The organism is Exiguobacterium sp. s168 (assembly GCF_018619035.1).
Classification (GTDB): domain Bacteria; phylum Bacillota; class Bacilli; order Exiguobacteriales; family Exiguobacteriaceae; genus Exiguobacterium_A; species Exiguobacterium_A acetylicum.
The window spans coordinates 64,520-83,444 of record NZ_JACSNE010000012.1; the positions used below are offsets into that span (position 1 = coordinate 64,520).

The following is an 18,925-nucleotide window of genomic DNA, read 5'->3' on the forward strand; positions in this document are numbered from 1 at the left end:
TCAAGCTCCTTTACGTACTTGTCGTACAGTTGTTGTTTTCCCGCCCAGTTGAAATAACAGTACTCCCCCACCAATCAGCAACACACCGAGTGCTTTCGTCCACGTAAACGGAACGGCTTGTAGCCCGAACCAACCGAGCGTATCCCACAGTAAAGCAAACAAGATTTGCGACACCATGACGATCGAAATCGCTCGACTTGGTCCGAGTTGTTGAACCCCTTGCGTCACACAGAGGACGACACCGACACCGATGATCCCACTGAACCAAAACCAAGTTTGCGCCTGTTCGAGTGCAAACAATTGTGACCCTTCGACGATCAGACCAATCGTCAGTGAAGCGAGGAACCCGAGTCCAAGGACTAACGTCGTCGTCGCCCAAGCACCGACATGTTCTTTGACTTTTGCGTTAAACGTATTTTGAATACAGACGAGCATACCCCCACAAAGGGCAAGGATGATTCCCGTAACCATGTCGCACCTCTTTCATTCGTAAATGCTTTCTCCAACGCGCTCCATCAATCCGTCTCGATCAACGATCTCAATCGTATGCTGCGTTCGGCGAATCAACCCATCGTCGACGAACTGGCGTAAGACACGGTTGACATGACGGTAACTCGTCCCGATCAAATCTGCTGCATCGACCAGTTCCTTACTCGCAAAAGCATCCGTATCAGGTGTCATCGACAGCAAATAACTGGCTAGCCGAACTTCTACCGGATACAGCAGATTGAAGCTGAGCGTATGCGATTTTAATTCAAACTTTTTCGTGATCGTCTCGAGTAAAAATAATAGAAAAGCAGAATGATGTACACGTGCCTCTTCCAAATCCGCATAGGCGATGCGTAAGACGGTTACCGGTGTCACTGCCTCAACCGTGTTCATCAAATCAATCTTTCGGACAAACTCAATATCGCCGACGAGATCAAACGGATGCTTGAAGGACAACACGAGACGTTTCCCCGTTGCCGACATATGCGTAATCTTCAATTTCCCTTCGACGAGCAGGTACAGTTCATGCGCAACATCGCCTTGTCGGCATAAAGCCTCACCCGGTGCGAACGTCTGGATGTGCATCGCCTTGCGTAGCGATACATCAAAGACATGCGTTAACTGATACCGTTCCAAATAGCTCACAATGTCCGTCACTTCTTCTCCTCCTTAGCTCTTTAAGATGAAGATGCCTGCAACCATCATCAAGATGCCGATGATCTGCGGCCCCCGCAGTCGGCGTTTCATGACGCCGAACCAGCCTCTTCCGTCAATCCAGAGTGCCAGCGCTAATTGCGCTAATAAAAAGAGCGAAATCGTCAAGGTCACACCCATCCGGTGGACCGCCGTCATGTTGCTGAATAATATGATCGCCGCAAAGGCACCTCCTGCTAGATAAAGCGGTTTGACACGGCGCATCGCTGAAAAACTACGATCCCGTAAGACGACCGCTAAGAGGATCGCAACGATGAACCCGGTCATCTGAGTGATCGTCGCCGCTTGCCACGTCCCGATCGTTTGACTGATCCGGGCATTGGCGACACTTTGAAGCGTTAAGAAAAAGCCACCAGCAATCGCAAATAAGATACCACGCATATGCATACTCCTCTCTTGTTCCATGATACTCTCATTTAACGAGAGTCCATCTGATTTGAACAGGACATTTGTCCCGAGATGTTCAGAAGTTCAGAAATCATGATGAGTAAATAGAATTTCATACAACTCTAAGTGTATTAAAAAAGCGATTCTTCTCAGCAAGAGAACAATCGCTTTTGGTGTATTTAAATATTTTATGCTTCTTCTTCCAGTCGTTTAATCGCTTCATCCAGCTGTTCCTGATCCTCTTCCGATAGCTTTGGATATTGCGGATCAATTTCCTTCAGGACGTCATTCATGACTTCGGTGACGATATAGCGAGAATACCATTCGTCATCTGCCGGTAAGATATACCATGGTGCATGTGATGTCGATGTCGCTGAGACGAGCTCAGCAAAAATCTCATGATATTCGTCCCAATGCTTGCGTTCTTCAATGTCATTAAACGAGAATTCGAAGTTTTTCATTGGATCTTTCAGACGAGTCAACAGCCGTTGCCGTTGCTCCTCTTTTGAGACATGGAACAAGAACTTGACGACCCGGAAGCCATTCTCGACGAGATAGCGTTCAAAGTCATTGATTTGACGATAGCGCATCTGCCACACGTCACCCTCATCCGGCTTTTCTTCCTCCTCGAGCAAATCATGGATTCGTGGGGCAATGACTTCCTCATAATAGGAGCGATTTAAGATGCCGACTTCACCTTTTTCTGGTAGTCCTTCGTGGATCCGCCATAGGTAGTCATGTTTTTGCTCCGTATCCGACGGTTTTTTAACGGAAATCGTTCGGAGTCCTTGTGCGTTCAAGTTAGAAAAGATATAGCTGATCGCCTCGTCCTTCCCCGCTGCATCAATCGCTTGCAGGATGACGAGGACACCGTTCTTTTCTTCAGCATGCAAACGCCAGTGTAACTCTTTTAACGTCTCAACACTTTTCGGAATCCACTTCTCTCGCAATTCTGCTTCCGAAATCTCATGTTTTTCTGATGTCGGGTAATTCGAAAACGAGACTTGCTCGCCTTCTTTAACACGATAGGATGACAGTTTCATGGTAGGACTCCTCCTTTAATTGCTTCTAAAGGGGATTTACCCAACTCACTCACCTTGAAAACGTTCAGATGAACTTATCTTTTTAAAAGAAGTCGAACTCCCTCTTCAAGTGTCGTCGCGGGACGGCCAAGTAATGCTTCAAAATCAGTACTTTCTACTGCCAGAGTCCCTGCTGCGATATCTGCCTGGATGCCAGTCAACATTGGAATCAAGAAGTCAGGTAAGCCGGCTGCTTGCATCCGCTCACCATATGCCGCTTCATCCACTTCATCTAAAGCGACCGATCGGTTAAGCACTGTTCCGACTGCAGTCGCGAGTTCTGCTTGTGTATGCAACGGACCCGATAGTTCATAGATAGGGTTTGGATGTTCAAGCGTCAGTCCCGTCGCAATGGCTAACGCATACTCATCTTGTAACGCCCACCCTACTTTCCCTTCACCTGCTGCCGTTAACCAGTCTGCGCCTTGCGCGACGGCGTCAATCGTTCCAAGTTCATTTTCGAGATACCAGTTGTTACGGAAAAAGACATACGGGATACCTGTCGCTTGAATCGATTCCTCTGTGACACGATGCGTTCGAGCAAGTCCGTTTGTACTGTGTGCTGCATTGGCGATACTCGTATAGCCGATCAGCTTGACGCCTGCCTCTTGTGCTGCCGTGACAGCGGCTTGGTGCTGACGAATCCGTGTTGCTTCTTCACCGTCTGTCGAAATGATCAACAATCGATCAATTCCTTGAAACGCTTGTCCGAGTGTTTCGGGCTGATCAAAGTCTCCGTATCGGACATCGATTCCTTGTGCTACAAGCGCTGTTGCTTTTTCGACGTCGCGGACACTAACCGCTACATGTTCGTTGCCGACTTGTTCACTGAGGTGCTGCACGATCCGCGCGCCTAATTTTCCGGTTGCTCCTGTAATTAACCATTTCATGATGAAACCACTCCTTTGAAGTTTGATGTTGTTCTTCATGATACGCTAGGTGATACACTAAAAAAAGTAGGCACTTATCTGAAACTAGGTCCCTCAAAACGAACCAATGGGAGAGGATGAACGTGGCTGTATTCGATACAACGACCAATCAACGCACTGCCTGTCCAGTCACTCGAGTCCAACAGATGGTCGCTGGCAAATGGAAGATCATCTTGCTGTGGCACCTGACACACGGGACACATCGTTTTCATGAACTGCAACAATTAACAGGTATCTCTAAGGGAACATTGACACGTCAGCTACGTGAGCTCGAAGCGGATGGGTTGATTCAACGGCACGTCTTTGGCGAAGTTCCCCCTCGTGTTGAATATTCTCTAACGGATGCTGGTCATAGTTTTTTACCAATTCTTGATCACATGGCAGCCTGGAGTGAACAACACTTTCAGGTGAAATGATCGTGAGTAACAAAAACATGCGCTTCTTCTCGAGTCAGAAAAGAAGTGCATGTTTTCGTTCATTCCGTCACTGTTACCGTCTGACGTAAGTGGGTGTCGATCGCTTCTGCGACGCGTAATCCGGAGATGATAGCGCTCTCAACGCGCGTCCGTCCTGACGCATCATCGGCTTCAAGGAACGCATCACCAGCAAGCCAAAGTGGATGTGACGACAGTTTCAAATGCGGTGTCCGGTAAACTGCGCGTGCCTGAGCGTAACGCCAACGCTTGAGCTGGCGGGAGATAATCGTCACCGGTCCGAGTTGCTGTTGTAACAGACGCTCGACTTCCGCGAGTGTCTCTTCTTCTGGGCGCTCGTACCAGTCTTCACTGAAGCGAGCTGTCATATAGACGCTCAGGAGTGTCGTCTTCGAAATCTGTTTCTCGGCATTATTGACGAGCTTTAACATCCCATCGACGAGTTGTTCGTCTTGTAAGCCAACTTCCCCGATCGTCAGTCGCTCTTCGATTTCAAACAGACCCACGAATGTCGGCTCGAACGTCACTTGGCGTAACTGCTCATGATCGTCCTCTCCGAGCGCCAGATCAGAAGCCTGCAACAGTTCATATGCTTGCGGTACAGGCGCCGTCACAAGTAACGCATCATACACACCTTGATGATCCGTCGCTTGTGTGACGAGTTCGTCCTCCATTGCCGTAATATGCGTGACCTGTTCATTCAACTGGACGGGAATCCCTCGACCAATCGCTTGTACGAGTTGATTCATGCCGTTCGTCGCGACATAGCGTGGAAAATCCGTGCCGAACCACTTACGAACCCATCCCTTCTCAAGCCATTCGTCGACTTCGCGTCCTAACTCTTCCGTCCGGACCGTGAAGAAGACGGCACCATGATCCGCTGTTCCTTCATCAATCCGACGAGTCGCCATTCGCCCCCCGACGCTCTGGCTTTTTTCGATGATTTCAACAGCATGTCCTGCTGCCTGCAATTGACGTGCCGCAAAAATCCCGGCGAGTCCACCGCCGATGATTCCGATTCGTTTCCCTGTCATCTTGCTTCCCCCTCATATTCCTCATTTCCCTAAGTATAGAGGTTTCTTCCAAGACATGGGTGAATCAATACCCGTCCGATATGCTCGTCGTCTGTAATTCCTGCTTGATGAGCACGATGTTCTCCTCAAAGAACGCCTGGTGCTCTTCTAGTCCACGTTTGATGCACCACCCGACGGCCGTGAGTGCTTCCCACAAACGATAGTATGCCAAATACGTCTCGATTGGCACGTCTGGGTGTAGCGTCGCGTATCCTTCTTGAAATGCCGTTACGTAAATGGAATCGAACGTATTGAGATTACGGACGATCTTCGTGAAGTCCATCTCGATCGCCCCATAGCGGGTCGTCTCGAAATCGATCACCCCTGTGACTTGATCACCTACCGTCAGTAAATTCGCTAGGCGGAAGTCACAATGTGTGGCAACAGGACGTGAAGGCTCAGGTAACGACTGTTCTCGTCTGACTAACTCTGTTTGGATGTTCTCTAAAAAACTGGGATCGAGTTCGGACGTGATGAACGGCATGAATCCATCGAGTTTTTCATTTCGGAAACGTCGCCAATCCTGAACCGGATAGGCATAAAATCCATCTTCCGTATACTCGCCATAGGCTTCTCCTGTACACGTATGCAGCATTGCGAGCGTTCGACCAATTTCGGACGCCAATTTTTTAGTCATCGTGATCGGTGCCTGTCCCGGTAAGGCAGCAAGCACGAACGCCCCGGTCGTCTGCCCAGGAGCTGCTTCAGCTAAGATGTGCGGCACGGGTATAAACCCTTCTAGTGCATGAATCCAGCCACGCTCCCGGTACCACTTTTCAGCCGTATACGGGCGCTTCAAGAAAACGACCTGACCATCCGCTAAAACGAGACGATCGACTTCAGAACTATACGATTCGTCGACGGTCGCGCATGCTGCGACATCGAGTTGAAAATGTTTAATCCATTCGTCTCGCGTCATTCTGTCGTCCCCAATATTTTCTGTAGCGTTTCACCTGGTAGACCGTCAATCGGTCCAACATAGGTCGATTCAAAACCTAATCCGATCAAAATACGGCGCGACGCTTCATGTGCTGGATCAATCGTCGCTGTGACGACCTGTAACTCTTCTTCTGTCGCTAACTGTAAGAGATGCTCTGCAATGGTTGTGCCGTATCCGCGTCCCCACTGATCGGGTAGTAGCATGTAACCGAGCTCTGCTTCGAACGGTTGAGTTTGATTCCGGGTCATGTGCCCGATTCCAATCCATGTCTCTTCGGCATAAATCAAATACGATCCTAGTCGGTCGTGCTGCTGTTGTTCAAGGATTCGGTCAAAGCGTTGTTTCGTTTCCGTATCTGTTAATGCCTGTTCCGTGATATAACGCATGACACGTTCGTCTTGAACGAGCGTTGCGTTGCGTTCGTAATCAGACGTTGTTATTTTTCGTAATTCAATCATCTTATTCTCCTCTTCATGTCCGGTAGTCATTGTGGGTTGGGGTGAAGACATCTTCCGTCGACGGACGAACGATCGCAAAGTGTTCGACGTTATAATGACCGTGCAAGACTTGATTGTGGTGTGCAATCATTTGCTCCGGCGTCAGAACATCGGAGCCGTTCGTCGTATGCCCGTCTGCGACGAGCGTGACATCAAAGCCATGCACCGTCGCACTGCGCACTGCGGTATCGATGCAGTGCTCCGTCTTACAGCCTAAGACGATCAGATGTTCAATCGATGCTTGGTCTAGATAATCGAGCAAGGGGGTATCATGAAACGCATTCGTTGCTGCTTTATCAAACGTGACACTCGACGCTGGAACGGGAATCGAGTCATGGACTGCAAACCCAGGTCCAATTCCGCCAGCGACGTCCAGATCCCGAATGAAGACGATCGGGATGTTCCGTTCGTCTGCTTCAAGTACGACTGCTTCGATGACATGCGCGACTTGTTCTTTTAAGTATACCGGACGTTCTTCCGTGTTTCCGTCGACGAGTTCCTGTTGAAAATCAATCACTAGGACCGCTTGTTTCATCGTCATGTTCCTCCTTGTAAAATCGACTACTTGTTTCCTTCCCGTTCATCTGAATGATTTCCTGCTCCTGACAGACGCGAAACTTTTTAGCTGTTGGATTCGTTAAGAAGAAGGAAAGGATGTGTCTGGATGATTTGGTTTGGCGTCATCTTCTTATGTGTGCTTCTTGTCAATCTGACACTGGAGAAACTGATCATGAACCGGACGATGACACGTCGCTGGTTCGTACGCAACTTACTCATTTGTCTCGGGATCACTCTATTACTATTCGGGATCGAACGTTATGTCCTATCCGGTCTGTAAAAAAGCAGATAGCGATTTTTCGCTACCTGCTTTTTTATTTAATAGACTTCGTAATTTTGCCCCGTCTGCGCCCCTTCGACACTCTTTTCGAACGCGGTCGCGACACGTGACGCCGGAACGGCTTCAAAACCACGGAAGAAGGGTCCGTACTTCTCGAGCGACTCAATCAGTACGTTCGGACTGACGCTGTTGATTCGAATACCTCGTGGCATCTCGATTGCTGCTGCATGAACGAACGCTTTAACCCCACCGTTCGCAAGAGCAGCAGATGCGCCTTGGCGAATCGGATCGTCCATCATGATGCCGGTCGTCAGCGTAAAGCTTCCTCCGTCTCGTACTGACGGTAAACCAAGTAGGACCAGATTGACCTGACCTTTTAGTTTACTGTCGATTCCAATTTGATTAAGCTCCGGTGTTAAGTCCGTCAATGGACCAAAATGAGCGCCACCTGTGGCACTGATAACAGCATCAACAGAACCGACTGTTTCATACATCGCCCGAATGCTTTCTTCTGATGTGATGTCGACTTGCACATCCGCTCCGCTTCGTCCGGCACGAATGATGTCATGACGCTCACTCAGCCGTTCGACGACTGCCTGCCCAATCGTTCCGCTTGCTCCTACTACTAAAATTCGCATGATCCCTTCCCCTTTCACGTCTAGCTTACCTATCTAGCCTACTGCACAGCAGATGATGGTTTCAAGGATTCTACCGGATGCGTCTTCAAGAAGATGAGGATTTCTTCGAACAAACGTTGTTTATCCCGATCGAGTGTCAGTAGATGTTTACTGTTCGGAAGAAGGACCTTTTTCTGATCTCGGCTCGGCACTGTCGTTTCGATTCGCTCGAGACTTGCATGATAGACGGCATCATCTAATGCGCCAAGGAATAGAGCGATGGGCTGTGTGATCTTCGGCAAGACGACTCCTGTGTCGAGGATGAACTGTTGCAGTGCTCGTAAGTCTTTTTCTGGGCGTGGAAAATGACGGTCGACAAAGTCTGCGATCCACTCCGGCGAACGATCGTCAAATTGAAAATACCGTTCCGTATAACGAAGGACGCGGTGCTCGAGTCCGGCAATCGTCCGCTCAAGAATCGGCGTCGAGAGTATGATGAGTCCGGCACATCCTGACTGTTCTGCCAGTCGAAGAGCCATCACCCCACCGAGTGATTGCCCAATCAAAAAGAAGTCTTTGTGCCCTTGCTCATGTAAAAAGGCGCATCCGTCTTGCGCGGACTGCCAGACGTCTTCGATCGTCGTCGCAAACAAGCGCTCCGGCGATTCCCCGTGCCCAGCATAATTAGGCGCGTAACAGGTATAGCCGGCTGCATGTAAAAAACGAGCTAGTCCCCGCATCTCGTTCGCACTCCCGGTAAAGCTATGTAACAGCAAAACAGCAGGTCCGGGTCCTTCTAAGTACAGATCCTTTGATTTTGTGATCATGCGCGCATCTCCTTTTTATCTCTTCACACTTCCTCCACCGAAGTATTCTCCCGTAACGATTTTATAATCTGAAAGCCAGGGTAGTTCGCTTCAGATCGTCGTTCGCTATTTGAGCGGTAATAAGCATTCCAGTAACTGATCATCCGGTCTTCGATCCGCTTCATGTATGCCGGATCATTGGAGACGAATCGCCGCTTCACTTCCAGATCCCATTGCTCGATTGCGGGTACGATGATGTCGACGATTTCACGGACGTATTCACTAGCGAGTTCGATGAGATAGGCGAGAACCCATCCGTCGCGTGAATGGTTTTTAAGTAACTGCTGAAGATACTGCTCACGAACATGACCATCATGGTGACGGGTGTAAAGGCAATATAACATCGTCTGTTGCGTCGATGTTAGCTGCTTAATCCGCTCCGAGTCGACCTCTGATAAATACAAACGCATCGGAATCTGTATCTGTTCCTGCTCTACTTTCACTTTGATTGTCCCTGGTGATAATCGTGTCCATCCAAACGGTAGACACGCTTTAACGACCCGAACGTCCTGTTCATATCTCTTAGGAAATGCGGTGATCCAGCGGTTCATCTTATTCTCCTCTCATATAAAAAACTCCAAACGGTAGAGGTTTAAAGTTACTACCGTTTGGATGATTCACTTTGAAGTGATTAACATCAAAATAACAAGTTAAAATCGATAATGATTATTTTAAATGTCTTAACAATTCTTTTGTAGCTTCTAATCTTATCGTTTCATCCTCAGAACCCTTCATTAGAGTTCTTAACACATCAATGGCTTCATTTAAAATCTCATCGTTGTCTAATTTCATCGAAACTTTTTCTTCCTCTAGATAATCTTTAGATAAATGTTGAACTAAACCGGACTCCTCTAAACTTTCTTTCGATTTACAAATCGTTCGAATATTTTTTAATAATGATTGCATAGATGCGCTGAGTTCATTAAACGGAATATCTACTTTCCATTCAACAGGACGTGTATGAGTCATGAACTTATCTTCATACTCTTTTTTCCATTTATAATCACCTATAAATCCTACATGTACTATTTCTTTTTCTCTAATTAAAACAACATCACCATTTTTCATTTCATTAATAAAAGAGTTTACTAACCCTAAGTTGGTTGATAACGACTGTCCCTGATAGCCTAAATCAGATAAAACATTACGGATATCTTCCTTGTTAAAACCAGTTAAATCACCAGTTTCGCTCCATCCAATAGCTACTTCATTTTTTGTTAAAAAATGATCAATACGTTCAATATTATGCGGTTTACTGCGCAACATGAAAATTGACATTTCGAATCTCTCCTCTTATAACTATTTTATCACTTAGTTACATATTAGTTATAACTAAAATAAAAGAAGATCATTAAATTGTCAATATATAAGAATCGAGTATAAATATATAAAAAAACGAGTAAGGCCAGAGAAATTTCTGACTTCACTCGTTTAAAATTTAACTTTCTGTTGGTTTGAAATAAAGTTTGATCAAAATACGTGGGTTTCATATTTAAGCAGATTTAATTTTTATAAAAAAGATTGATTAAAACTAAATAGCTATTTCAATCTCTCCGGAAATCAAGCGTTGTACAATGCTGTTATGAATAATACCTACAAATGTTTTTGCTGTTTCTGGTGTTACAGTAATTGTTTTATTGGTATCATCAAAAATGACCCTTAGAGATTCATCAAGTTTATCCACAGCTTCTTTAATTTGTGCTATTGAATAGCTAGTTTCAGGAGCATTATATTTTGACAATCTTCGTACTGCCCTTGCACTACTGCTTAATTTTTGAGAAACCAAATTATTTTCTAAACCTGAGAATTTATATTTATCTGCGGAAATAGTATACTCCCCTTGAATAAATTTATTAATAGTAGCTTGTGACTTAGCTTTCCTATTTTCGTTTAAGGTCAACATACTTTCAAATCTATTTACATCATAGACAAAAAGTCTTTTTGTAGTTCGTTCTAAACGAGCTGTGACAGCAGGAGGAATTTGAATCCCTTTTGGCACATCGACCACAGTAGTATTTTGTGTTACTGAAAATGATAAGATTGGCTTATTCTTAATTACAGCATTTCTTGCAATCGATAGAAAATAAAGAGAATTTTCATCTTGTACAATTAAAAATTTTATCCCCTCATTTTCTTCAAAATTTCTTATGTGTTCTGGTTTATTACCAAAATACGAAAATTGAATAACTCTATCAGTTTGGTTATTCAATAATTTTTCTATCTCTGATTTAAAATTGAATAAATAACTTTCTTCTAAAATATTTTCGAAATCCATATAATATGGTATATCTTCAATTAAAGCATTCCCATTTAAAACTTCCATATCATTTTCTGCTTCCTTCTTTTGATTTAAATCGTCTTCGAAGGTATCGTATATCATATTTTTTTCTGCATCTCCTGTCTGCAGTCGATAAATTCTATACAACTTAGAATTTTTTGATGTACACACATAAATTCTCTCTAATGCCATTTATAAAAAACCTCACTTCTCATACATAGTAATATATAATTTTGATTTCAAAGGTTCACCTATGTGGTAAACCTTAAATTCTTCATATTTTTTCGATTTAAATGTAAATACATAATCATCGTCTTCTGTTTTGCATAAATCTATACCAAATATTATCAGAAAAATATTCGGAAAAATATCTGTACTTTTCATAATTAAAATATAAATTAGAATTTGAATAATAATAAAAGTTAAAATAGCTACCAATAAATTACCTTCAATAATTAAAACAGCCGGTAAAATATTACCTAGAAGAAAAGAGATTACACTTCCGTTTCTTTCCTCTAAGTTATTTGATTTAAATTTTTCTTTCTTATTATTTAGAACTTGATCTGTAGAAGGATTTTTATATTGGTTGATTAATAACCATTTTAAAAATAGAGCCAATACAAATAAAATCAAAAATAAAATTCCGCACCATCCATAAACATCAAATTTCACTTTGAAAATAGTAGTATCGAATGGATGTTGAAATTTATCATCTATTTGAAGTAAGAATAAAAAATAGGCTGGTGTCATAGCAGTAATAAAATATAAAAATTTATAAAAAAATCTGGTGCCATAAAAAATATCAAACACCTCCATCTATTGAAGATAACAGCAAATAAAGTGTTTAACATTTAAGCCTTAAATAAACATTTGTTGAATAAATCCTTTTTTCTGTTCATTATAAATATCTAATTTTTGCTGTTGTAGAGCGATAGTATTATCTAGTTGTTTGAAGAACTCTGCAATTCTGCGCTGTTCCTCATAGTGCGGTACATTAACTTTAATTCTTTTTAATGTAGGGAATTTTAAATTCCAAGTATCTGATGTTAATCCTTGTGAATTTTTTTTGAATGTTTGAATCATATCATACCGCTTAAACATATATGCAAAAAATTGAGTATCTACGTCTTCTTTAGGCTTAATTACAGTATAGGCAGGGCTGAGGATACCTTCATATGGTGAATAACCACTTGCTCCTTGCCACATACGCATAGAGTTATAGGCAATATCACCAACTTTTACAACTTTATAATTAGATTTATTTTCACTTGAACTATCACGACGTTCAAGGTCTGCTGCACGAATGACACCCAATTTAATTGTGACGGAGATTAGCTCACCACTACTTGACCTTTCAGAACGCTCTGTGAAATAATCCTCCAATTCACGGTGTTCCCAATCCCCTGTAAATCCTTCAAACCGCATCTCTGGCTGTGTCTCTCCAGCTTTAGGAAACATCTTCTGAAGAAATCCTTTTTTCTGTTCTTGCAACAAATCAATTTTTTGTTGTTGGAGTTGGATTTTTTTATTTAATAAATTAAAGAAACTAGATTTTTGATTTTGTTCTTCTAATGTTGGTAGATAAATTTCATACTTACCTAAATTATTCTTAGATAATCCTAAAACAGATACTCCTGTCCCCATTCTCCAAACAAATTTTTTGTAGCGACTAGTTTGAAATAGATTAATTAAATATTCCGGATTAACAAATGTTTTATCACATCTCAATAAATGAGTGTGCAGGCCAGCAATAACCTTATTATCATCTCCCATATAACAAACTGCTTTACCTAAATCTTTGTAATCTTCTGAGGCATCTGCTACTAAAATGTCCCCTTTTTCTATAGTTTGAAATTCATTCTCTTCTGTAATTTTAGGTAGAATTTTAGAATCTTCAATAACTGAAGGTAATTTAGTATGGATATCACCATAATGTATGTGACAATATTTCCCTTCACCTTCAATAGCTCTAGAAAAAGAATATGTTTTTTCAAAGCTTACAATTCTATCAAGAGATAATTTAGTATTCACACCTTACACCCCCAATTCTTTGAAGTAGGCAGCGAGTTCTTCGTCCACTTTCGCAATTTCGGCGTCAATGGCTTCGAGCTGTTTTGCGACTTCGGCAAGATCTACTGGTTCTTCTTCTTCGAATGTATCGACGTAGCGTGGGATGTTTAAGTTATAGTCGTTTTCGCGAATTTCATCTAATGTTGCTGCATATGAATATTTATCAATCGTTTCACGGCTTAAATAAGTTGCGACGATTTTTTCAACTTGCTCATCTGATAAGTGGTTTTGATTTTTGCCTTTTTCAAACTCATTTGATGCCTCAATAAAGATGACGTTATCATCGTGTTTGCGGCATTTTTTGAATACTAAAATACATGTCGGAATGGATGTACCGAAGAAAATGTTCGCTGGTAAACCGATGACCGCATCTAAATAGTTTTTCTCTTCAATTAAATATTTACGGATCACGCCTTCTGCAGCGCCACGGAATAATACACCATGTGGTAATACGACTGCGAATGTACCGTTATCGTCTAAATGATGGATAAAGTGTTGGACGAATGCGAAATCGGCTTTTGATTTTGGTGCCAGTTTCGCGTAGTTGCTGAAACGCTCGTCATCTTGGAATTTATCATCCGCACTCCATTTCGCACTGTATGGTGGATTCGCAACGATTGCTTCAAAACGTTTATCTAGGTGCTGAGGTTCTTCTAACGTATCAGCATTTTTAATATCGAAACGTTGATATGGAATGTCATGTAGTAACATATTCATACGTGCTAAGTTATATGTTGTTGAAATTTTTTCCTGACCATAATAGTTATAAACTTTTGCTTCTTTACCTACACGTAATAGTAATGAACCAGAGCCACATGTACCATCATATACATCTTTGATTTCTGTTTTCCCAGCTGTCACGATTTTCGCTAAAATGCGTGATACTTGTTGTGGCGTATAGAACTCACCGGCTTTTTTGCCTGAATTTGCGGCGAATTGAGAAATCATATACTCATAAGCATCACCTAACACATCAATTTCGACGTCATCTTGCAAAAATGGGATATCTGCAATGTTGACAAGAATTTTTGCAATTAACTCCGAACGAGCTTTGACAGTACGTCCTAATTTTGATGAGTTTAAATCCATGTCATCAAATAAGTTTTCAAAGTCTTCTTGGCTATCAGCACCCATTGTTGAAGCCTCAATTGCTTTGACACCATTTTGAAGCATTTCAATATCGAAGTTACCATTAGCGCCTAATCCGATTTCTTTAACGAATGTAGAGAATAAATATTGAGGGGTAATCACATACCCTAATTCATTAATTAAATACTCTTGCAAATCTTCACGATATTCTTCACTTTCCCAAGCTTCTACAAAGCTCAATTCATCTTCTGCAAGTAATGAATTCGCACGTGATTCTACTTTTTCGGATAAGTAACGGTAGAAGATTAATCCTAAAATATAATCTTTAAAGTCATATGCTTCCATTTGGCCACGTAAATCATTTGCCATTGCCCATAGCTTCTTATGTAATTCAGCTTGCTGCTGGCGTTGTTTTTCACTTGTTGTCATGTTGTTGACCTCCTAATTGATCGATAATCTCCACCATTTGATGGTGAAGCAGTAATTGTTCTAATCTATCCTTCTCTTTTAAAAGTGCTGTCTTTCTCTTTTTTAATTGTGCAATCTTCCCTAGTATTTTTTGCTTTTCAACATTTGGGAGGACAAACTCAATTTCTTTTACATTCGATAACTTCAGTGAAGAAATGATACTTCCTTCTGTAAATAATACAATTTGCTTTTGAATGGAGGGATGCTCATTAAATAGCCATTCCATGAAATGAACATCTACTTTTTCAAAAAAGCTTATTTTCATAAAGTTATTCGTAAGTAATAGGCCCTGATAATGTGGAGGAAACCAGACAACCTTTTGTGTTAATGTATGCAATACAAGGCTTTCCGTATCCGTTAATACTTCTTGTTTAATCTTCTCTTTATTTACATAAATCGATCGATCTTTTTCTTGAGAAATCCGATAATCGATTCCAAGTAAATGATTAAATTCTTTTAATGTTACTAACTGCATCTGGACACTATCTTCACTCAGATTCGATGTTTCAATTCGATTGGTGAAGACGCCTTGTGTAACATCTGCACATTCTCTTAATTTCATCGCATGACCTCCTCTCTGAATCTTATATTAAATGATATTTTAAATAATATCAAGTTAAATCATATTTATTTTTTGATATTTTTTAAAATAACATAAAAAAGAGAAGGAGCTTCCTTCTCTTTTTCCTACGCTCCATATTTTGCTACTTGCTCATGAATAAAACTCTTAATCGCTTTAATTGCCTTGTTTTTCTTTAAGAATGAACCTGATAAACGATCCATAATGGTACTATCTTCAATGATGTTGGCATATTCATAAGTCGCTACTTGTTCTTTTAAAACAGATTGCTCTAACCCTACTTCAATTGCAAAAATATTCATTTCTTCTTCTTTTACTTCTTCTTCATATTTTGAATACTCATCAAGAATCGACACATTTTTACCTAGCTGTGGCACAATTTTATCTAAGAAATTATGAATCAATTCAACTTTTAAACGTAATTTTTCATCAGATGCATGTTCTAACTCTTGTTTGATTAATTTAATTTCTTGATCTCGTGTTTTTTCATCATCCATTGTTAAATTAGCAATCAAATTCATAATATAGCTAACATTAATACGATCTGTATGCATTAACTCCAGCTCAAAATCAATGTCTTGTAGAATTGATTCTTTGCGAGGATCTTCTTTTTTTAGGCGGTCATGGATTTTGAAGTATTTACTTTTATAATCCTCATAGGATTGCTCTGTAATTTGCAATTCATCTTCATCAAATTCAAAATCAGAAAATGATTGCAAGCGTTGAAGCATTTTCGTGACGTTTTTGAAGGCAACAATAAATTCACGTTGGTCTTCTTCAGTTTGAAGTACATCTACTTGTTCAGGCGATGCTACAACTTTTTTGAGACCTTCTAATGCTTCTTTAAATTTTGCTAGATAAGCATCATAGTTTTGCATTAAGACATCATCGACAGAGTTTGTTTTAGAGAATAAGCGGATCGTATCATCTGTTTGGTCTTTTAAATTACGGTAACAAACGATATTCCCATATGGCTTTGTCGCCTTTTCTACACGGTTTGTACGACTATAAGCTTGTAATAAATTGTGATATTGCAAGTTTTTATCTACATATAATGTATTTAGTGGCTTACTATCAAATCCTGTTAAGAACATATTCACGACTAATAAAATATCAATTTGTGCTTGTTTCATCTTTTTCGATACGTCTGAGAAATAGCGGTCCCATGTATCTGTTGAATAGTCTGTACCAAACATTTTATTATAATCGACAATCATCCGATCCAATGCTTCACGTGAATGTTCTTCTGTACCATCACTTTCTTCGTTCGCACCAAATGAATAAATCCCTGCAATTTTCAAGTTATGATTTTTCGATTTAAATAAATCATAGTATTTAATTAACGTTTGAATCGAATCAACTGCAAAGATACCGCAATATCCTTTACTTTTCGCACGACGATTGTGATTATCGATAATATGATCTGCAATCATATTTAAACGTGTAGGGTGTTGCAAAACTTCAGTTGTATCAATGCCTTCTACTTTCGTATCATCCAATTCATCTGCATTTGATTGGAATGTACTAATATATTCAACTGAAAAACCTAAGACATTTCCATCACGAATCGCATCTTTAATTAAATAATTGTGTAGACATTTTTCAAATAGATCTGCTGTTGTACGACCATCTTGGCTTTTATTTTCTTCAAAACGTGGCGTACCCGTGAAACCGAAGTACTGTGCATTTTGGAAATGATGATCGATGTCCTTACGCATATCGCCAAACTGGCTACGATGGCATTCATCAATAATGAAAACCACATGTTCTTGTTTATATGGCTCCATAATTTTTTCATAACGTGGATTTTTAACTGCATTACTCATTTTTTGAATGGTTGTGACAATGAAACGTTTCATTGGATTTTTAATTTGTTTAATTAATTCATCTGTTTTATCTGTACGGTCCACTGAGCCTTTTTCAAACTTATTAAACTCTGCAGTTGTTTGACTATCTAAATCTTGTCGATCGACAAGGAAGAATACCTTTTTAATACTCTCCTCATTCGCTAATATTTGCCCTGTTTTAAAAGAGGTTAATGTTTTCCCTGAGCCAGTCGTATGCCAAATGAAGCCATTATTATTCGTTTCATTCGCACGTTTTACTAAAGCTTCTACGGCATACACTTGATATGGACGCATAACCATTAATGCTTTGTCTGTATCATTAATAATCATGTAACGACTAACCATTTTTGCTAGATGGCAAGGTTGTAAAAATGCTTTTGTAAAATCTTGCAAGTTCGTAATAATATTATTTTCTTCATCTGACCAGAAGAAAGTAAAGCCAAATTGAATATCATAATCAGAATTTGAAAAGTATTTCGTATCGACACCATTACTCACAACAAAGATTTGTAGGAAATGATATAATCCTTGGAATGAATGGCGACGATAACGCTGGATTTGATTAAAAGCTTCCTTGAAATCAAGTCCGCGTCGTTTCAACTCGATTTGAACAATCGGTAATCCATTGATGAAAATTGTCACATCATAGCGATTTTCATACTTTCCAAACATCGTCGTTTGAGTCGTCACTTGAAATAGGTTTTTACACCATTGCTTTATATTCATTAATTCTAAATATAATTCTGTCCCGTCTTCACGCTCAATAAGTAATTTATCGCGCAAAATTTTAGCAGATTCATAAATACTTTTATCTTCTGTTGCAACAAGTACACGCTCAAATTCTTTATCTGTTAATGGTTGCCCGTTTAGTTTCTTTTCATTAAATTTATTTAATTGTGTACGAAAGTTAGCTAATACAGCTGTGTAATCTGATAACTGTACAGCCTCATAACCCTGTGTTTGCAATTGTTCTACTAAATGCTTTTCTAGCTGTGCTTCTGACTGATAACCCACTTTTTTATATCCCCCATGTCTTCACTTTTCTTGTTTCTATTATAGTATATTTTATTTACAAATTAAGTGAATTTCTTAGCAATTAATGAGGCTCAATGTCTATAACTTTTCTTACTATGCTTCGCCTTCTGCACAGTAACGCCTTTGTCTTCAATCTCTTTCAAAGACTTTTTCAACCATGCACCACTATCTTTGATCAAATTCTCTAGTAATTGCTCAATAACGATATCCCACCGAGTTCTTTGTTGGGCTTTTAAAATAAGCATCGCGAGAGATTTATACTCACGTTCAATTTCCACAATGAAATAATGATGACCATTAAAAAGTTGAACACTTCCTAAAGCATATTTTCTTCTTGTGATTCCATCATCTAAAAAACTAAACTTTCTACTGTCTTCAAAAGTTGGTAAATCTTCAATTTTTACATTGACTGTCTGAACGTCAGGAAAATCATTTAATTTGTTTAATATTTTTATAAACTCTCCTAGTTCCTCCGTCATTGAAGCTTCATGTATACCAATCAATTCGATTCCCCTTATTAAACTATTTCCTCCTGTATCTGCGACAGTACGCTTGTTGGTATCTGAACTGAACCCTGAATGGTGGACACTTGATAAAAGACCTCATTCGGGGTTTTTTGTGTTTAAAGATATCGATATACTGTACCTATTCAATTTAGACGGGAGAACTATTCATGAACAGACGCACCTTCA

At 40.6% G+C, this 18,925-nt stretch carries 22 protein-coding genes; 2 read left to right on the forward strand and 20 right to left on the reverse strand.

Going from position 1 to position 18,925, the window contains the following annotated elements; genetic code table 11:
• The 5 genes from KNQ15_RS08980 to KNQ15_RS09000 all read right to left on the reverse strand — a co-directional run bounded on the left by KNQ15_RS08980 (window position 1) and on the right by KNQ15_RS09000 (window position 3,562).
• Window positions 1–471 (reverse strand): DMT family transporter, encoded by a 471-nt coding sequence (locus KNQ15_RS08980; RefSeq protein ID WP_035411580.1) that lies wholly within the window; start codon window positions 469–471, stop codon window positions 1–3.
• 12 nt (window positions 472–483) lie between these two features.
• Window positions 484–1,146: a Crp/Fnr family transcriptional regulator gene (locus KNQ15_RS08985; RefSeq protein WP_353048905.1), complete on the reverse strand. Its 663-nt coding sequence runs from the start codon at window positions 1,144–1,146 to the stop codon at window positions 484–486.
• A 12-nt stretch (window positions 1,147–1,158) separates the two neighbouring features.
• The gene (locus tag KNQ15_RS08990; RefSeq protein WP_035411585.1) at window positions 1,159–1,584 is read right to left on the reverse strand and encodes a DMT family transporter; all 426 of its coding nucleotides are present in this window, start codon (window positions 1,582–1,584) and stop codon (window positions 1,159–1,161) included.
• 194 nt (window positions 1,585–1,778) lie between these two features.
• A complete protein-coding gene (locus tag KNQ15_RS08995) occupies window positions 1,779–2,633 on the reverse strand; it encodes a PPK2 family polyphosphate kinase (protein WP_214728916.1) in 855 nt (284 codons plus the stop codon).
• Between the two features lie 74 nt (window positions 2,634–2,707).
• Window positions 2,708–3,562, reverse strand: a complete 855-nt coding sequence (locus tag KNQ15_RS09000) for an SDR family oxidoreductase (RefSeq protein WP_214728918.1) — start codon at window positions 3,560–3,562, stop codon at window positions 2,708–2,710.
• 122 nt (window positions 3,563–3,684) lie between these two features.
• On the opposite strand from KNQ15_RS09000, the gene KNQ15_RS09005 reads away from it, so the two are divergent.
• Window positions 3,685–4,017 carry a winged helix-turn-helix transcriptional regulator gene (locus tag KNQ15_RS09005; RefSeq protein ID WP_369814222.1) on the forward strand — a complete coding sequence of 111 codons (333 nt, stop codon included), beginning with the start codon at window positions 3,685–3,687 and terminating at the stop codon, window positions 4,015–4,017.
• A gap of 59 nt (window positions 4,018–4,076) precedes the next feature.
• Here the strand turns inward: KNQ15_RS09005 and KNQ15_RS09010 are convergent, their stop codons facing one another.
• From KNQ15_RS09010 to KNQ15_RS09025, 4 genes are all read right to left on the reverse strand, one after another.
• The gene (locus tag KNQ15_RS09010; RefSeq protein ID WP_214728920.1) at window positions 4,077–5,069 is read right to left on the reverse strand and encodes an NAD(P)/FAD-dependent oxidoreductase; all 993 of its coding nucleotides are present in this window, start codon (window positions 5,067–5,069) and stop codon (window positions 4,077–4,079) included.
• A gap of 64 nt (window positions 5,070–5,133) precedes the next feature.
• Window positions 5,134–6,027: a phosphotransferase family protein gene (locus KNQ15_RS09015; RefSeq protein ID WP_214728922.1), complete on the reverse strand. Its 894-nt coding sequence runs from the start codon at window positions 6,025–6,027 to the stop codon at window positions 5,134–5,136.
• Window positions 6,024–6,506 (reverse strand): GNAT family N-acetyltransferase, encoded by a 483-nt coding sequence (locus tag KNQ15_RS09020; protein ID WP_214728924.1) that lies wholly within the window; start codon window positions 6,504–6,506, stop codon window positions 6,024–6,026. The genes KNQ15_RS09015 and KNQ15_RS09020 overlap by 4 nt, the downstream gene beginning before the upstream one ends.
• A 13-nt stretch (window positions 6,507–6,519) precedes the next feature.
• Window positions 6,520–7,080: an isochorismatase family protein gene (locus KNQ15_RS09025; RefSeq protein ID WP_214728926.1), complete on the reverse strand. Its 561-nt coding sequence runs from the start codon at window positions 7,078–7,080 to the stop codon at window positions 6,520–6,522.
• A 129-nt stretch (window positions 7,081–7,209) separates the two neighbouring features.
• On the opposite strand from KNQ15_RS09025, the gene KNQ15_RS09030 reads away from it, so the two are divergent.
• Window positions 7,210–7,383: a hypothetical protein gene (locus tag KNQ15_RS09030; RefSeq protein ID WP_193749019.1), complete on the forward strand. Its 174-nt coding sequence runs from the start codon at window positions 7,210–7,212 to the stop codon at window positions 7,381–7,383.
• A gap of 38 nt (window positions 7,384–7,421) precedes the next feature.
• Here the strand turns inward: KNQ15_RS09030 and KNQ15_RS09035 are convergent, their stop codons facing one another.
• The 11 genes from KNQ15_RS09035 to KNQ15_RS09085 form a co-directional block, all read right to left on the reverse strand.
• Window positions 7,422–8,021, reverse strand: a complete 600-nt coding sequence (locus KNQ15_RS09035) for a short chain dehydrogenase (RefSeq protein WP_214728928.1) — start codon at window positions 8,019–8,021, stop codon at window positions 7,422–7,424.
• A 38-nt stretch (window positions 8,022–8,059) separates the two neighbouring features.
• Complete coding sequence (locus tag KNQ15_RS09040; protein ID WP_214728930.1) at window positions 8,060–8,827, reverse strand: alpha/beta hydrolase; 768 nt, start codon at window positions 8,825–8,827, stop codon at window positions 8,060–8,062.
• Window positions 8,828–8,850: 23 nt separating this feature from the next.
• Entirely contained in the window at window positions 8,851–9,417 is a 567-nt protein-coding gene (locus KNQ15_RS09045) for a hypothetical protein (RefSeq protein WP_214728932.1), read from the reverse strand.
• Between the two features lie 115 nt (window positions 9,418–9,532).
• Window positions 9,533–10,144 carry a hypothetical protein gene (locus KNQ15_RS09050; protein WP_214728934.1) on the reverse strand — a complete coding sequence of 204 codons (612 nt, stop codon included), beginning with the start codon at window positions 10,142–10,144 and terminating at the stop codon, window positions 9,533–9,535.
• Window positions 10,145–10,397: 253 nt separating this feature from the next.
• Window positions 10,398–11,336 carry a hypothetical protein gene (locus KNQ15_RS09055; RefSeq protein ID WP_214728936.1) on the reverse strand — a complete coding sequence of 313 codons (939 nt, stop codon included), beginning with the start codon at window positions 11,334–11,336 and terminating at the stop codon, window positions 10,398–10,400.
• Between the two features lie 12 nt (window positions 11,337–11,348).
• Window positions 11,349–11,954: an antibiotic resistance protein VanZ gene (locus tag KNQ15_RS09060; RefSeq protein ID WP_353048906.1), complete on the reverse strand. Its 606-nt coding sequence runs from the start codon at window positions 11,952–11,954 to the stop codon at window positions 11,349–11,351.
• A 48-nt stretch (window positions 11,955–12,002) separates the two neighbouring features.
• On the reverse strand, window positions 12,003–13,175 hold the full coding sequence (locus KNQ15_RS17040; RefSeq protein ID WP_214728938.1) for a restriction endonuclease subunit S: 1,173 nt from the start codon (window positions 13,173–13,175) through the stop codon (window positions 12,003–12,005).
• Window positions 13,176–13,178: 3 nt separating this feature from the next.
• Window positions 13,179–14,732 carry a type I restriction-modification system subunit M gene (locus KNQ15_RS09070; protein WP_214728940.1) on the reverse strand — a complete coding sequence of 518 codons (1,554 nt, stop codon included), beginning with the start codon at window positions 14,730–14,732 and terminating at the stop codon, window positions 13,179–13,181.
• Window positions 14,719–15,333 (reverse strand): restriction endonuclease subunit S domain-containing protein, encoded by a 615-nt coding sequence (locus KNQ15_RS09075; protein ID WP_214728942.1) that lies wholly within the window; start codon window positions 15,331–15,333, stop codon window positions 14,719–14,721. The genes KNQ15_RS09070 and KNQ15_RS09075 overlap by 14 nt, the downstream gene beginning before the upstream one ends.
• Window positions 15,334–15,458: 125 nt before the next feature.
• Window positions 15,459–18,212: a type I restriction endonuclease subunit R gene (locus KNQ15_RS09080; protein ID WP_214728944.1), complete on the reverse strand. Its 2,754-nt coding sequence runs from the start codon at window positions 18,210–18,212 to the stop codon at window positions 15,459–15,461.
• 92 nt (window positions 18,213–18,304) lie between these two features.
• A complete protein-coding gene (locus KNQ15_RS09085; RefSeq protein ID WP_251137647.1) occupies window positions 18,305–18,736 on the reverse strand; it encodes a Tn7-like element transposition protein TnsE in 432 nt (143 codons plus the stop codon).
• Window positions 18,737–18,925: the final 189 nt, after the last annotated feature.

Coding starts and splice junctions, on each gene's coding strand:
- KNQ15_RS08980 (WP_035411580.1), bottom strand. CDS start 471: ATGGTTACGGGAATCATCCTTGCCCTTTGTGGGGGTATGCTCGTCTGT.
- KNQ15_RS08990 (WP_035411585.1), bottom strand. CDS start 1,584: ATGCGTGGTATCTTATTTGCGATTGCTGGTGGCTTTTTCTTAACGCTT.
- KNQ15_RS08995 (WP_214728916.1), bottom strand. CDS start 2,633: ATGAAACTGTCATCCTATCGTGTTAAAGAAGGCGAGCAAGTCTCGTTT.
- KNQ15_RS09000 (WP_214728918.1), bottom strand. CDS start 3,562: ATGAAATGGTTAATTACAGGAGCAACCGGAAAATTAGGCGCGCGGATC.
- KNQ15_RS09010 (WP_214728920.1), bottom strand. CDS start 5,069: ATGACAGGGAAACGAATCGGAATCATCGGCGGTGGACTCGCCGGGATT.
- KNQ15_RS09015 (WP_214728922.1), bottom strand. CDS start 6,027: ATGACGCGAGACGAATGGATTAAACATTTTCAACTCGATGTCGCAGCA.
- KNQ15_RS09020 (WP_214728924.1), bottom strand. CDS start 6,506: ATGATTGAATTACGAAAAATAACAACGTCTGATTACGAACGCAACGCA.
- KNQ15_RS09025 (WP_214728926.1), bottom strand. CDS start 7,080: ATGAAACAAGCGGTCCTAGTGATTGATTTTCAACAGGAACTCGTCGAC.
- KNQ15_RS09030 (WP_193749019.1), top strand. CDS start 7,210: ATGATTTGGTTTGGCGTCATCTTCTTATGTGTGCTTCTTGTCAATCTG.
- KNQ15_RS09035 (WP_214728928.1), bottom strand. CDS start 8,021: ATGCGAATTTTAGTAGTAGGAGCAAGCGGAACGATTGGGCAGGCAGTC.
- KNQ15_RS09040 (WP_214728930.1), bottom strand. CDS start 8,827: ATGATCACAAAATCAAAGGATCTGTACTTAGAAGGACCCGGACCTGCT.
- KNQ15_RS09045 (WP_214728932.1), bottom strand. CDS start 9,417: ATGAACCGCTGGATCACCGCATTTCCTAAGAGATATGAACAGGACGTT.
- KNQ15_RS09050 (WP_214728934.1), bottom strand. CDS start 10,144: ATGTCAATTTTCATGTTGCGCAGTAAACCGCATAATATTGAACGTATT.
- KNQ15_RS09055 (WP_214728936.1), bottom strand. CDS start 11,336: ATGGCATTAGAGAGAATTTATGTGTGTACATCAAAAAATTCTAAGTTG.
- KNQ15_RS09070 (WP_214728940.1), bottom strand. CDS start 14,732: ATGACAACAAGTGAAAAACAACGCCAGCAGCAAGCTGAATTACATAAG.
- KNQ15_RS09075 (WP_214728942.1), bottom strand. CDS start 15,333: ATGAAATTAAGAGAATGTGCAGATGTTACACAAGGCGTCTTCACCAAT.